11 protein-coding genes and 1 other RNA gene are annotated in these 14,716 nt (G+C 54.3%); 11 read left to right on the forward strand and 1 reads right to left on the reverse strand.

Annotation, left to right across the window (positions count from 1 at the left end; genetic code table 11):
* Nucleotides 1-7: 7 nt before the first annotated feature.
* The 9 genes from ACF8EA_RS11435 to ACF8EA_RS11475 all read left to right on the forward strand — a co-directional run bounded on the left by ACF8EA_RS11435 (nt 8) and on the right by ACF8EA_RS11475 (nt 9,836).
* The gene (locus ACF8EA_RS11435; protein ID WP_392522057.1) at nt 8-2,818 is read left to right on the forward strand and encodes an FAD-binding and (Fe-S)-binding domain-containing protein; all 2,811 of its coding nucleotides are present in this window, start codon (nt 8-10) and stop codon (nt 2,816-2,818) included.
* Between the two features lie 508 nt (nt 2,819-3,326).
* Nucleotides 3,327-3,617, forward strand: coding sequence for a hypothetical protein (locus tag ACF8EA_RS11440; RefSeq protein ID WP_084852304.1), 291 nt, complete (start codon nt 3,327-3,329; stop codon nt 3,615-3,617).
* 99 nt (nt 3,618-3,716) lie between these two features.
* Nucleotides 3,717-4,108, forward strand: a transfer-messenger RNA (tmRNA) gene (ssrA, locus tag ACF8EA_RS11445).
* Between the two features lie 386 nt (nt 4,109-4,494).
* Complete coding sequence (locus tag ACF8EA_RS11450; protein WP_003249899.1) at nt 4,495-4,737, forward strand: hypothetical protein; 243 nt, start codon at nt 4,495-4,497, stop codon at nt 4,735-4,737.
* Nucleotides 4,738-4,809: 72 nt separating this feature from the next.
* Complete coding sequence (locus tag ACF8EA_RS11455) at nt 4,810-5,073, forward strand: DUF3077 domain-containing protein (protein ID WP_003249898.1); 264 nt, start codon at nt 4,810-4,812, stop codon at nt 5,071-5,073.
* A 172-nt stretch (nt 5,074-5,245) separates the two neighbouring features.
* Nucleotides 5,246-5,605 carry an IS66 family insertion sequence element accessory protein TnpB gene (gene tnpB / locus ACF8EA_RS11460; RefSeq protein WP_392522059.1) on the forward strand — a complete coding sequence of 120 codons (360 nt, stop codon included), beginning with the start codon at nt 5,246-5,248 and terminating at the stop codon, nt 5,603-5,605.
* A gap of 18 nt (nt 5,606-5,623) precedes the next feature.
* Nucleotides 5,624-7,156, forward strand: a complete 1,533-nt coding sequence (locus ACF8EA_RS11465; protein ID WP_392522060.1) for an IS66-like element ISPpu13 family transposase — start codon at nt 5,624-5,626, stop codon at nt 7,154-7,156.
* 317 nt (nt 7,157-7,473) lie between these two features.
* Nucleotides 7,474-8,364 (forward strand): SIR2 family protein, encoded by an 891-nt coding sequence (locus ACF8EA_RS11470; RefSeq protein WP_392522062.1) that lies wholly within the window; start codon nt 7,474-7,476, stop codon nt 8,362-8,364.
* 260 nt (nt 8,365-8,624) lie between these two features.
* Complete coding sequence (locus tag ACF8EA_RS11475; RefSeq protein WP_392522064.1) at nt 8,625-9,836, forward strand: RES family NAD+ phosphorylase; 1,212 nt, start codon at nt 8,625-8,627, stop codon at nt 9,834-9,836.
* A gap of 314 nt (nt 9,837-10,150) precedes the next feature.
* Here the strand turns inward: ACF8EA_RS11475 and ACF8EA_RS11480 are convergent, their stop codons facing one another.
* Entirely contained in the window at nt 10,151-11,095 is a 945-nt protein-coding gene (locus ACF8EA_RS11480; RefSeq protein ID WP_392522065.1) for a hypothetical protein, read from the reverse strand.
* Between the two features lie 1,030 nt (nt 11,096-12,125).
* On the opposite strand from ACF8EA_RS11480, the gene ACF8EA_RS11485 reads away from it, so the two are divergent.
* Nucleotides 12,126-12,509, forward strand: a complete 384-nt coding sequence (locus tag ACF8EA_RS11485) for a nucleotide pyrophosphohydrolase (protein WP_392522067.1) — start codon at nt 12,126-12,128, stop codon at nt 12,507-12,509.
* Nucleotides 12,510-12,533: 24 nt separating this feature from the next.
* A complete protein-coding gene (locus ACF8EA_RS11490; protein ID WP_392522069.1) occupies nt 12,534-14,402 on the forward strand; it encodes a DNA/RNA helicase domain-containing protein in 1,869 nt (622 codons plus the stop codon).
* Nucleotides 14,403-14,716 lie beyond the last annotated feature (314 nt).

Below are 14,716 nucleotides of genomic sequence, written 5' to 3' on the forward strand. Positions count from 1 at the left end.
AGACTGCATGAGCCTGCCCGCCGCGTTCCTGCGTGATGCCGAGCGCCTGATCCCCGCCGAACGCCGCTTCGACGACCCCACCTCCACCCTGGCCTTCGGCACCGACGCCAGCTTCTACCGCTTGATCCCCAAGCTGGTGGTGCGCGTCGAGTCCGAGGATGAAGTGGTCGGCCTGATCAAACTGGCCCAGCGCGAGCGGGTGCCGGTCACCTTCCGCGCTGCCGGCACCAGCCTGTCTGGCCAGGCCATCAGCGACTCGGTGCTGATCGTGCTCGGCGATAACTGGAACGGCCGCGAAATCCGTCGCCAGGGCGAGCAGATTCGCCTGCAACCCGGCGTGATCGGCGCCCAGGCCAACGCCTGGCTGGCCCCCTTCGGGCGCAAGATCGGCCCCGACCCGGCCTCGATCAACGCCTGCAAGATCGGCGGCATCGTCGCCAACAACGCCAGTGGCATGTGCTGCGGCACCGCGCAGAACACCTACCACACCCTGGCGGGCCTGCGCCTGGTGCTGGCTGACGGCACCCGCCTGGACAGCGAAGACCCGGCCAGCGTGGCCGCCTTCGAAAGCAGCCACGCCGAACTGCTGGAAGCACTGGCCCGCCTGGGCCGCGAAACCCGCGCCAACACCGCGCTGGCCGAACGCATCCGGCACAAATACCGGCTGAAGAACACCACGGGCCTGTCACTGAACGCACTGGTGGACTACGACCAGCCGCTGGACATTTTGCAGCACCTGCTGGTCGGCTCCGAAGGCACCCTGGGCTTCATCAGCGCCGTCACCTACGACACCGTGCCCGACCACCCGCACAAGGCCAGCGCCCTGCTGGTGTTCCCCAGCGTCGAAAGCTGCTGCCGCGCGGTACCCGTGCTCAAGCAGCAGCCGGTCTCGGCTGTGGAACTGCTCGACCGCCGCAGCCTGCGCTCGGTGCAGAACATGCCCGGCATGCCGCTGTGGGTAAAAGGTCTGTCGGACAATGCCTGCGCCCTGCTGATCGAATCCCGCGCCGCCAGCCAAAGCCTGTTGCACGAGCAACTGCAGCAGATCATGGCCTCGATCGCCGACTTCCCCCTGGAACAGCAGGTGGACTTCAGCGAAGACCCGGCCGTGTACAACCAGTTGTGGAAAATCCGCAAGGACACCTTCCCCGCCGTCGGTGCCGTGCGCCAGACCGGCACCACGGTCATCATCGAAGACGTGACCTTCCCCGTCGAGCAACTGGCCGAAGGCGTCAACCGCCTGATCCAGCTGTTCGACAAGCACCACTATGACGAAGCGATCATTTTCGGCCACGCGCTGGAAGGCAACCTGCACTTCGTCTTTACCCAGGGGTTCAACAGCGCCGAAGAAGTCGCCCGTTACCAGGCGTTCATGGACGACGTGGCGCAGCTGGTGGCGGTGGAGTTCGGCGGCTCGCTCAAGGCCGAGCACGGCACCGGGCGCAACATGGCGCCCTTCGTGGAGCTGGAGTGGGGGCACGACGCCTACCAGCTGATGTGGAAGCTCAAGCGCCTGCTCGACCCCAACGGCATCCTCAACCCCGACGTGGTGTTGAGCGACGACCCGGATATCCACCTGAAAAACCTCAAGCCGCTGCCTGCCGCCGACGAAATCGTCGACAAGTGCATCGAGTGCGGCTTCTGCGAACCGGTGTGCCCGTCCAAGGGCCTGACCCTCAGCCCGCGCCAGCGCATCGTCATGTGGCGTGACATCCAGGCCAAGCAACGCGCCGGCATCGATACCCGCGCACTGATGCAAAGCTACCAGTACCAGGGCATCGACACCTGCGCCGCTACCGGCCTGTGCGCCCAGCGCTGCCCGGTCGGCATCAACACCGGCGAGCTGGTGAAGAAACTGCGCAGCCAGGCCGCCGACCACGCTAAAACCGCCGACTGGCTGGCCGAGCATTTCCACACCGCCCTAAGCGGTGCGCGCCTGACCCTGACCGCCGCCAATACCGCACGCAAGCTGCTTGGCGCCCCGCGCCTGGGCCGCCTGAGCGCCTCGCTGAGCAAAGCCAGCAAAGACCGCCTGCCCCAATGGACCCCGGCCATGCCGCAACCGCTGCGCCCACTGGCCTTCGGCGCCACCAGCAACGACGCCCGCCCCCGCGTGGTGTACCTGGCTGCCTGCGTCTCCCGGGTAATGGGCCCGGCCTATGCCGACCGCGAGCAAAGCTCGCTGCTGGACAAAACCCGCGCCCTACTGGAAAAGGCCGGTTACCAAGTGGTGTTCCCCGACAACGCCGACAGCCTGTGCTGCGGCCAACCGTTCGCCTCCAAGGGCTACCCCGAGCAGGCCGAACACAAGCGCCAGGAGCTGATCACCGCCCTGCTGCACGCCAGCCGTGGCGGCCTCGACCCGATTTATTGCGACACAAGCCCCTGCACCCTGCGCCTGGTGCAGGACCTGGGCGACACCCGGCTGGACCTGTACGACCCGGTGCGCTTCATCCGCACTCACTTGCTCGACCGGCTGGAGTTCACCCCCCAGGACGAACCGGTAGCCGTGCACGTGACCTGCAGCACCCAGCACCTGGGCGAAAGCCAGGCCTTGATCGACCTGGCGCGGCGCTGCAGCAAACAGGTGGTAATCCCGGAAGGCATTCATTGCTGCGGGTTTGCCGGTGACAAAGGCTTTACCACCCCCGAGTTGAACGCCCACTCGCTGCGCAGCCTGAAGGACGCCGTGCAGTATTGCAGCGAAGGTATTTCCACCAGCCGCACCTGCGAGATTGGCCTGTCGAGCCACAGTGGTATCGACTATCACGGTTTGGTTTACCTGGTAGACCGCGTCACCCGGCCGCGCAGTATTTAGGGCGGGGGGGGTTCGCCGTGGGGGTCGTTCGCCGTGGGGGGTGTGGCGCCTGGGAGATCGAGCGCCGCCCGCGCGGCGCATCGCGAGCTGCGCTCGCTCCTACGTTTGTTTCGGGCCAGTTATGCCTGTGACAGGCGCGCGCGACCGCCTTGTTTGTACGACGCGATATCGCGCCATGCCTGTAACAGCCGCGCGCGACCGCCTTGTTTGTACGACGCGATATCGCGCCATGCCTGTGACAGCCGCGCGCGACCGCCTTGTTTGTACGACGCGATATCGCGCCATGCGCCAAGGGGATCGCGCGCAATTCCCCCAGGAATAATTGGCCCGAAACAAACGTAGGAGCGAGCGCAGCTCGCGATGCGCCGCGCGGGCGGCGCTCGATCTCCCAGGCCCCGAACATCCCACGCCGAGCACCTGCCCCCCCACACATCCCGATTGAACCCCCGCCAATCCCCCACAGTCCACCTTACAGGCCCACCTTCCAGAGGCCCCAGAGGAGACACCCATGAAAGGTACCGCACTTTCGGCCCTGTTCGCGGCCGCCACCCTGCTGGCTTCGCCGGTGTTCGCCGCCGAAGACCTCTGCACCACCAACCTGCAGAAAATCGACGACAGCATGGCCACCGCCGGCGCCACCTCCGAGGGCCTGGACAAAGCCATCACCGAGCACGTCGACAAAGCCAAGGCCGCCCAGGCCTCGGGCGACACCAAGGAATGCATCGCCATTACCAGCAAAGTGCTGGAGCGCCTGGAAAAAACCGAGAAAGGCAGCAGTAGCGGCAACGGCGGCGCATAAGCCCCAAAGCGGGCGACTGGACCGGCTGTCGACGTCGCCCGCGCAATGGCGTATACTCCGTCCTACGCGCCGTAAGGTGCGTTAGCCAAGAGCTAGTGCGGGGCCGATTAGGATTCGACGCCGGTAGCGAAACTCTAGGTGCATGCCGAGTTGGTAACAGAACTCGTAAATCCACTGTTGCAACTTCTATAGTTGCCAATGACGAAACCTACGGCGAGGAATCCTACGCTCTCGCAGCGTAAGTGACCTTTGCTTCTGGTAGCTTCGGCTCCAGCAATCACTAGGGGATGCCTGTAAACCCGAAATGATTGTCATACAGAACAGGATCGTCGCGTAGCACGTTGTGGGCGAAGTGACTAAAACTTACACAACTCATCCAAAGCACCCTGCCCGTCGGGCGGCTGCGGATTAAATCAGTAGACACGGCTAAGCATGTAGTACCGACAGCGGAGTACTGGCGGACGGGGGTTCAAATCCCCCCGGCTCCACCAAATCAAAAGAAGAAGACGCCCTCGGGCGTCTTTTTTTGTGCCTGGTATTTAGGCGCTGCGGGTCGAAAAAATCGGATTTAACCCCTTTCTTGTAGGGCGTTTCCCAAAGATACTGCCTGCGCCTGTTTTCCGTTGCACACGTTAAATACGGTCTCTAGTCTCGACGTGTCGTTGGCATTCAACGACCGGGTTTAGCCGCCCGCTATCGTCAGACAACACAGCCGTGCAATTCCGAGCAATCGGCATTGGCGCTTTATGGCGGCTGTGCGTGGGGCACCTTCGGGTGCGCCGGGTGCCTGACGTCCCGGTCGGCTAACCCGCGTACAGTTGCCACCTTACTGTTTAGCCGCGGTGGGTGGTTGCTTCACTACGACAGGAGCCACGCCATGCTAAAGATAGTCCCTGACCCACCCCATCACCTCCACTCCCTGGAAGACACGATCATGATGGCCTCGGACTACGCGCTCTGTGCAGAAGCCGTAGCCCAGCAGGCAATACTGATGCAGCCCAAGTCACCCGCATCGGTTTTGATCATGGCCTCGATGCACGAGCTTGAAACCCTGCGGCGGCTACTCGAATCCGCGCTGACGCAAATACAGCAAACAGCCAACCCGCAACCGATGCATTGATTCGCATACCGAGCGGAAAAACTGTGGAAGCCCGGCTCACCGGCGCATCAGCAGAACCAGGGAGATTGATCAATGACAACCGAAGACACCCAATGCACAGTTGGTAAAACCATCTTCTTTCAAGGCGAAAACCAGACCCACCCACTGTTCCGCATCGAAGCCGGCATTCCTTGCCAGAACGCCCGCGAACAGGCTTCGGAACTGATGGGCTACGCGCGGGACCTGACCATCGATGGGCTGATGGAAGACAAGCCCAAACTGATCTGGGCGGCGCATTACCTCTGTGCTTTGGGCAAAGCGCTACTGGATGATGCTGAACTCGGCATGATGCGTTGAATCACGCACCGCGATGCTTCAAGGGGCCAGCGTCAGCCGCTTGGCCCCTGTCACTCCAATCGATCAACGCCGAGAGATGCGGTCTTCGTAAGCGCTCCATGAACCCCACATTCAAAGCGCTTACCTGATACCCGATGCTGTGCTCCCGATTTCTTTCTGGAGCTCGCCGACCATGATGCGACCCGACGCCAAAGTCGAAAAAGTGTACCTCTACCCCAAGCCTGTCGACTTTCGAAAATCCATCGATGGCCTGGCCGCGCTGGTCGAACTCGATATCAAGGTGGCGGTGTTCGACCCAGTGCTTTTCGTCTTCCTCAACAAGCCGCGCAACCGCGTGAAGATCCTGTATTGGGAACGCAACGGCTTCTGCCTCTGGCTCAAACGCCTGGAGTCCGACAGTTTCAAAACTTCACCCGATCCGACTGACGTCGCCATTGTCCTGACCGTTCAGGAACTGAACTGGCTACTCGATGGCTTCGACCTCTGGCGCAACCGTCCGCATCAGGTTTTGACGCCTCGATACGTCGCCTGATTCGGTATAATCCGCGGCATGATTTCCATGCCCGAAAACCTCCCTGACGATCCTGTTCTGCTCAAGCAACTGCTTGAGCAGATGATCCACGAGCGCGCGTCCGACAAGGGCAAGATCGTTCATCTCGAAGAGGAAGTTGCGTTGTTGCGCCAGCGCTTGTTCGGGCGCAAGACCGAGCAGACTGGCGATGCGGCGACACCACAGTTGCCACTCTTCGACGAAGCGGAAAGCCTGGCCGAGCCCTTGGATGAGGCTGACGACGAAGAAGTCGTTGCGCCAACCAAACGCCGTGGCAAGCGCAAGCCGCTGCCAGCTGATTTGCCGCGTATCGAAGTTGTCCACGAACTGCCCGAGCATGAACTGACCTGCGCTTGTGGCTGCCGTAAACATGCCATCGGTGAAGAAGTCAGCGAACAACTTGAAATCGTCCCGATGCAGATTCGCGTCATCAAACATGTTCGCAAGGTGTACGGCTGCCGGGACTGCGAGTCAGCGCCCGTAACGGCGGACAAGCCCGCCCAGATGATCGAGAAAAGCATGGCCAGCCCGAGTGTGCTGGCCATGCTGCTGACCACCAAATACGTAGACGGCTTGCCGCTTCACCGCTTCGAAAAAGTGCTGGGGCGTCACGGTATCGATATCCCGCGCCAGACCCTGGCACGCTGGGTGATTCAATGCAGCGAGCACTTTCAGCCGCTGCTGAATCTGATGCGCGAAAGCCTGTTGAACAGTCGGATCATCCACTGTGATGAAACACGTGTGCAGGTGTTGAAAGAGCCTGGTCGTGAGCCCAGCAGCCAATCCTGGATGTGGGTGCAAACCGGCGGCCCACCTGATCGCCCGGTGATCCTTTTCGACTACGCCACCAGCCGAGCGCAGGAGGTGCCGGTGCGCCTGCTGGACGGCTATCGCGGCTATGTCATGACCGACGACTACGCCGGTTACTACGCGCTGGCCGCACAGGACGGGCTGGAGCGATTGGGCTGCTGGGCGCACGCGCGCCGCAAGTTCGTCGAAGCGCAGAAAGTACAGCCCAAGGGCAAAACAGGACGCGCTGACATCGCATTGAACCTGATCAATAAGCTCTATGGCGTCGAGCGCGACTTGAAGGACAGTGACGACGAAGATCGTAAGGTTGCCCGCATGGAGCGCAGCCTGCCATTGCTGACTCAGCTGAAAAACTGGGTAGAGAAAACGCAACCTCAGGTCACGACGCAGAATGCCTTGGGCAAGGCCATCGGTTACTTGGCCAGCAACTGGAGCAAATTGGAACGCTACGTCGAGCACGGCTACTTGCCGATGGACAACAACGCGGCTGAGCGTGCGATCCGCCCGTTTGTCATCGGGAGAAAGAACTGGTTGTTCAGTGACACGCCCAAAGGTGCCACTGCCAGCGCACAACTTTACAGCTTGGTAGAAACGGCCAAAGCCAACAGCCAAGAACCCTATGTGTGGCTGCGCCACGCACTGGAACGCCTGCCGCAGGCGTGCTCAGTCGAAGACTACGAAGCGCTACTGCCATGGAATTGCACACCTCAAATACCCAGCTAGGTGCGCTGCCCATCTTTGGTTATGTGGGGTTCATGGAGCGCTTACAAAGATTTGTCGACCAAGGTAGCATGCTTGAGATTTCTAAACTATTACAGTTCGGAGTACATCCGCTAGTCCGAGCTATCTGCCTGCCCTGACGACATGCTGTGCCCCTCCAAAAATAAAGATGGAGCATGATCATGGCCTAGAACATATTCTCTTACCGTATCCCGCTCGTATATAATGCTGTACATCTGGGGTGTGCTAGGCGGTACTGGGCGCGGCTTGGCAAACGGGAAGTTGCTCTGGGCCTGACTAAGTGACTATTGGGATTTTGAATGACTAACACAGTTTTGTATGGAAATGGTTTAAACAGGCTCTCAAGAAACGCCGTGAGTTGGGAGGGATTGTTAAACGAACTAAAGGGCTCGAATTCTTTCGACAATGGAAACTTGCCGTACACTATGGTGTATGAAAGAATTTTTATGGATAAGAATAAGGGATTTCAGGACGGCAGGTATGACGAGTCAGAACTCAAAGTAAAAATTGCAGATTCTCTTGTGGGGCAGGAGTCGAATGAAATCTTCGAACTGTTAGCAAAGATGGATTTTGAAAACTACCTTACGACAAATTATGACTATGCTTTCGAAAAGGCGATCGGAGTATCCCCAGAGAAAATGAGTTCGGAAGAAATCTATAGCCTGAGAAGAAAGCGTAGGTATACGGTTGGTGATGGTGCGAAATACCTTTGGAATATTCATGGAGAGATTGATAGCCCAAAGTCAATCATGCTCGGGCTCGATCATTATGGTGGATCTTTAGGCAAAATAGATTCTTACGTAAAAGGTACGTATAAGCACTCTGTTGACGGACAGCTGGTGCAGGTTAAGTCGATGAAAGACAAATTAACGGATAACGTTTTTTGCCACACATCTTGGGTTGATTTATTTTTTTCCTCGGATGTGCACATAGTTGGTTTTGGCATGGATTACAGCGAGACCGATCTGTGGTGGCTTTTGAATAAACGGGCGCGGTTTGCTGCCGAAAACCTCGTAAATAATGAAATATATTATTACTCCCATGATCTGAATGATGAAAAGAAAGGCTTATTGGAGTCCTTTGGTGTAAACGTTGTAATCACAACGATATGTGAAGGAGGTTATAACGGTATGTATAGGGAAGCCCTTAAAAAAATGCTTCCTCTGCAGGCTTCAGTGCGTGCTGCTTAGTAGGTGGACCCATGGCTAACTCTGGACTTAGTATGACAATCGAAGCGAAGTGATTTTGCATGTCGTCCTGGCTTTTACCAAACTGTGGAGATGACGCTGATCGATGGTTGATTAGCTATGGTGATTGAGCTCCTAGGCGCATCAAATATATATCTGCTTTATTTTACAAACAGCACTATGGATGTTGTTGCGTGCCGTTTCTTAGCACTTTCATTTTATCGTGAGATAGTAGGGTCAATAAATCCTTAATGGATAGCTCAATGGTCGATAAAACTCATTTTTGCGAGTTTTGCGCAAGTGATAACGAATTAAGATTAGAGATTCAACATAGAGGTGTTCGTGCTCAGCGCTGCCCGACGTGCAAGAGAAAAAATGTCCGGACACTTAGCGCTGAGGATCGAAGGATTAAACAAATAGTTAGAGCGCTGATAAGGGTTAATTATTCTGAGTGGCATTACAATGAACATATCGGGGGTGGCTCACTATACAATTTAATGTCTAAAGGCAAAGTGATTTTTGATTTTGATAATAACACTGACTATCCTCTTCCGGATGAAATCTGGTGTGCCATTGAGCAAGATCTAGGGTGGTATCCTGAGTCAGAGGAAGATATTACTCTTGGAGGTGGCTATTGGGATGGCGGTATCCTCGATGCAGTACGAGGGAGTCATAGCGGTTTTGTGCGCCGACTGGTAAATAGCGCGCTCAAAAACAATCATTTTGAAATAGAATCAGTTGTAAGGGATAAGCTGAAGACTCTTTCCACATACCTTGTGCAAATTATTCCAGCGGGATCTGAATTTTTTCGAAGTCGCGTAGGTGTCAGTTCACGGTTTTCCCCAGTCTTTAATGAGCCTGGCTACCCAACAGAGTATAAATATCAGGCTTATCATTCAGCTGATATTGATCGACCGCCATTGCATCTGGCAACAGAAGGGCGATTCAATCGTACGAGGGTTTCAGTTTTGTATCTAGCCTCTGATGCCAATACTGCTGTATCTGAACTGAGACCTCATCCTGGTCATCTTGTTTCGACCTCAAGTTTCCGTTCAACTCGCGACCTTAAAGTTGCTAATTTTGCAAGTTTTGATGTCCGAAATTTTCTTAGTGATAGCAAGCTTGAGCAGTTGAGAGACATTTTGTCTATTGCTGACTTGCTAAATGTCCCAGTGCAACCCGAACACCGCTATCTTTATAGTATAACACAATTATTTAGCGATGCTCTTAGGCTTGAGGGTTTTGAAGGATTAGTATTTAAAAGTAGTGTCGGGGAGGGGGTAAATTTAACTTGCTTTGTTGCAGATGCCTTCATTCCAGTTTCTGGTAGTGAAGCCGTTTATGAGGTTTCTTCTCTGCGGTACGAACTCAGAAATATGCCGGTAATTGGTGAAGATTATGATCGGGACAAGTATGAGCTCGATGAGAACAGCCCACTTTCAACTCTTTTACATAGCATCGCACAGAAGAAATAATTTATCCTGAGCTTCTACTATAGTCGCTTACAGTGAGAGTTATCTCGCTCCTAGCAGAGAAAGCCTTGGCTTAGTTTTATTAGCATAGCCAGGCCGACTCAGCGAGATAACGCGACATTGCTATTCAGACCATATAGCTAAACCACATGGACGCTAAATCTGTAGGGCAGGTTCTAATTTTAGTAGTCTCGATAGACTTCGATTGATCCATTGCGGTCACTGGATGGCAGTACTTGCCGAAAAATCGTTAAGTCCTTAGCGCTCCAGATCACTTCCGAGGTTTCCTTTAAATACGTGCGTGGTATTTTACGCGTTCAATCCTTAATTAATACTTTTACTGGACTCATCTCCGGATCAGCATATTCTTTGTTTTTAATGCGATTTACAGATTTGCGTTTTGTGTCCCGAGTTTTTCTTATCAACTCCTGAGTAAGTGAAATAAACTTCGATTTGCTCCCTTGATAACTTGTTGACACAAGCTTCTGCTTCTTCTTTGGATTGTTCGGGATGAATATTCGAAGATATCTAGGGCGGTACTTTTCGTCACATAAAGCCAGCCACCCCCCTAGTAGTTCGGCAGAGGGCATATGGTCTTCCTTCATGACGAGGTTAGTTGTGGAGTCAATCTCCCCCCAAACTGGATCATGATAGTTTTTTTGAACCCTCGCTGAACTGTAAGCTAGCCCTTGGAACTCTGGATAATCTAGGTAGCTTTCATACACTCGATTTATAACTTCATAAAATCGTCGGTCTTCGCTCTGAAAAAGGTCATGTAATATCTTGGAGAATTTTGTTTCATTCAGCTCCGCGTCCATAAAGTATGTATCGGCACTGAAGCTAAAGTAGCTGAACAAAAAGTGTTGCCCAGGCTCGATACCGCACTCTTTCAGCGCGACATAAGGATGGTCTGCTAAATAAAGCTTCCTTACACCCTGAGCATTAAAACGCCCTATTGATGCATCCTTTACACTGCGCGTAGCCGGGAAAAATTCTTTACGGGTGACGTGCTCTTTAAGGAACTTATCAATGAGGGAATTGTCGATGGGGCGCACTCTAGAAAAAATCGACCCCCTAACATATATACGATACTTGATACTTAGAGCCGCTATATCTAAAGTAGTTGGCTTAGAGCTGGGGAATAAAACATTTCGTATCGCACTACAGTATCCGTCTGCGCCGATACTTGGGTCAAATTCCTTAAAATTCAATTGTTCGTCCTCGCTGAATATCATCTCTCGCTGACCTTTTAGGCTGCTCACACCCTTTCGCCACATAACGATATGCTGCGTTTGAGCAGCCAGAGTCAGTCGGGTTGGCAAGATGACGAGATAGAGCCATGATCGCATTGACGTGTGATGGCTGTCCAGCTGTAACCCCGCGGATGGCTGAATGGCCTATGAATACGGTCGCATTAAAAACTGCTCGACGCAAATGGTTCAAACCTTACTGTTCTGACAGACAGTGTTGAGAAATCGCTCTTGGCTTGTAACTACTATCCGCGATCGGAAGCGATAGGACGATTTCTACTTTTGCCCACGTAGCATTTAAAGCGCCGATAATAGCTCTAACTGGAGCTCAAAAACTCCCGATTCGACTCGACAGAAAACCATAACTAGCTGATTTTTTATAGATACCCTATGGGGTACAAAAATCCTCTCAATACCAGCCTCGCGAAAACCGGGCCCTAACGGCCAACAACCGCTCGTCTATCTCCCTAAATCACGCCGTGCGCCGCTACCGAGCGCAACATTGGTCGTCGACAGAATTATCGTGTGTCACCGCGACAGCCACTACTTAGTCGTAACGTGCGAAACCAGAAACGGTGCAGGTTGTCGACAGTCTAGCCGCTCCACAATTGGAACCTTCCGACCTCGCACGACTGCACGAGCAGGTGCAAGATGAAGGGCTTCGTTGCAACACCAGCAGAACGTCCTCCTCATCCGCCCTGCAAATTGGCAGCAATCAGACAGCGCCCCCTCGCATGGAAGCGCTGCAGCTCTATCTGCAAACAAACGAACCGGATGAAGAGAGGGAAGCTGGCCGGTGAGCATGACGGTTGCTTCAGCAAACCGTGCTCCCCCCTCCGCCGACAGGTACTGTAAGACCTGTTTGTAGCCGGTCCATTTCGCCACGCTCAAAGGATATAGCAGACGCTGGTAAGCAATTCGGCCAGAAGACAGCGAGTGAGAGAAAATCACAAAAAAACCTCGCGGGTACCGAAAACTCTTACAATCCAATGCCGGATTTCCTACACATTTTTTGCCCTACTGATACTCAAGAGATAGCCCCGTGAGAGACTCCGATAGCTCATCCACGCCACTCATTGACGTAGTGAAACTCGCCGCATCCCTTCAGCGGTTCGCAGATGATCGCGACTGGCAGCAATTCCACTCCCCCAAAAATCTCATCCTGGCTCTCACTGGCGAGGTAGGCGAACTGTGCGAGATTTTCCAATGGATGAGCGATGCCGATTCGATCTCCGCCGCAACAAATCCCGAAATTGGCCAAGCCATCAAGGATGAGCTGGCGGATGTACTGATGTACCTGGTTCGCCTGAGCAGCGTACTTGGCATTGACCTCAACGAGGCGGTGACACAGAAACTCGCCTCGAATGGCCAGAAGTACCCCGTAGATAAAGCCAGAAGCACCAGCAAAAAGTACGACCGACTCTGACCAACACACACCTAAGGACAACCCGTGATCGTTTACGCTGCGACCAAACAGCAATTTCTTAAAGACAACGATAACGATGACATTGAGGAGGTGATCCTCAGGCATTACAAGGAAGCTACCGGCAAGAACGTTGGCTCCTCGGAAATCAGGTCGTGGCAAGGGTCCCTGACGTACATGGCCAAGGTCCTTAGAGATGAGGGCCTCCCGAGCGATGCAGGCCTGGCCATTGAATTGCACATTCCGCAGTCGTCGAAGCGAATCGACTTTCTACTCACCGGTCGCGACGAAAACCAGGCAAAAAAGGCCGTACTGATCGAGCTGAAGCAATGGAGCAAGGCCAACGCCACAACCAAAGACGCCATCGTCAAAACGGCGTTGGGTGGCGGCCTCATTGAGACCATTCACCCGTCCTATCAGGTATGGTCCTATGCAGCGCTGCTGGAAGGCTTCAACGAGGCGGTGTATGACAAAAGCATCGAAATCCGTCCGTGCGCCTACCTCCATAACTACGTCAGCGACGGGGTCATAGATTCAGCCCACTATGAGCCCCACATCAGCAAGGCTCCGCTGTTTCTGAAAGGCCCGGAAGAGCTCAGTAAACTCAGAACCTTTCTGAAGAAGCATATACGTCATGGCGACAACAAAGAGGTTCTTTACGAGCTGTCCGAAGGAAAAATTCGCCCATCCAAGGCGCTAGCCGAAGCCCTCGGGGGGTTGATGAAAGGCAAACCCGAATTCGTATTGATTGACGATCAGAAAGCAATTTTTGAGTCGGCGCTGGCGGCGGCAAGCGAGGCGTCGGACCAAGCACCCAAGGTGATGATCATCGAAGGTGGACCGGGCACCGGAAAAACTGTTCTGGCTATCAATCTGCTGGTGAAGCTCACCGAATTGAAGCTGATGAGCAAATACGTCTCCAAGAATGCTGCCCCTCGCAAGGTCTACGAAAGCAAATTGGTTGGCACCATCAAGCGCAGCCATTTCTCGAATTTCTTTTCAGGCTCTGGGGCATTCATCGACACTGAGCCCAACACATTCGATGCGCTCATCGTGGACGAAGCTCACCGGCTGAATGAGAAAAGCGGGCTTTATGGAAACCTTGGGGAAAACCAGATCAAGGAGCTGATTGACTCAGCGAAATGCTCCATTTTCTTTATTGATGAGGACCAGCGTGTAACCTTGAGCGATATCGGCAGCAAGCAGGCGATTCGCGCCTTTGCGAAAGCCAAGGGCGCTATGGTTGAAGAACACTCGCTGTCTTCGCAGTTTCGCTGCAGTGGTTCTGACGGTTACCTGGCATGGCTGGATGACACGCTAGGCATTCGCTCGACGGCAAATCCGACGCTTGAGACTCAAGAGTACGAGTTTAAAGTGTTCGACTCACCTCAGGCGATGCATGAAGCCATCAACGAGAAAAACCACGGAAACAAAGCTCGTGTGGTCGCGGGCTATTGCTGGCCTTGGTTGAGCAAGAAAGATCCCGCCGCTGCTGATATCGTGATTGGTGACTACAAACGCCAATGGAATCTGGATCAGGATGGCAGCCTATGGATCATCGCTGAGAACTCCATTGAGCAGGTTGGCTGCATTCATACCTGCCAAGGTTTGGAAGTCGACTACATCGGAGTCATCATCGGGCCAGACCTAGTCGTACGTGACGGTAAGGTCGTGACATCCCCAGATGAGCGCGACAAGCACGATAAATCGATTCGCGGCTGGAAAAAAATGATGAAAGAGCAACCTACCCTCGCGAAAAGTGAAACAGACCTGATCATCAAAAATACGTACCGAACCCTGATGACTCGCGGGATGAAGGGTTGCTACCTGTACTGCACCGACAAAGAGACAGCGAAATACTTCGAGAGTCGGCTTAGCCAACACAGCAATCATTGACGCTAGCGTTTGGTCGAAGTCCCTATTCATGCGAATGGGGACATCGTACGCGCAGGGGCGACAATCAACAGCGTGACCATTTGCTTGATAGATGCGATCCCGATTCGTTGATGGGGCGGAGCTCAAAAGCACCTTCCATCGAAATCCAGGCCACGCAGCGTTCCAACTGGTATTCCAAGCAAATTGACCAAATATTTTTTTACCAGCCAAAACAGATAGATACCGACTGGTTTCAAATTACCCCGGCTCAGCTACAGCCCCCCCGATCCGGTAGGCTACCGCGGCCGGCGATGGCAAAGGATGTAACTACCCCA

It is taken from the genome of Pseudomonas sp. YQ_5 (assembly GCF_043103305.1).
GTDB lineage: Bacteria > Pseudomonadota > Gammaproteobacteria > Pseudomonadales > Pseudomonadaceae > Aquipseudomonas > Aquipseudomonas putida_Y.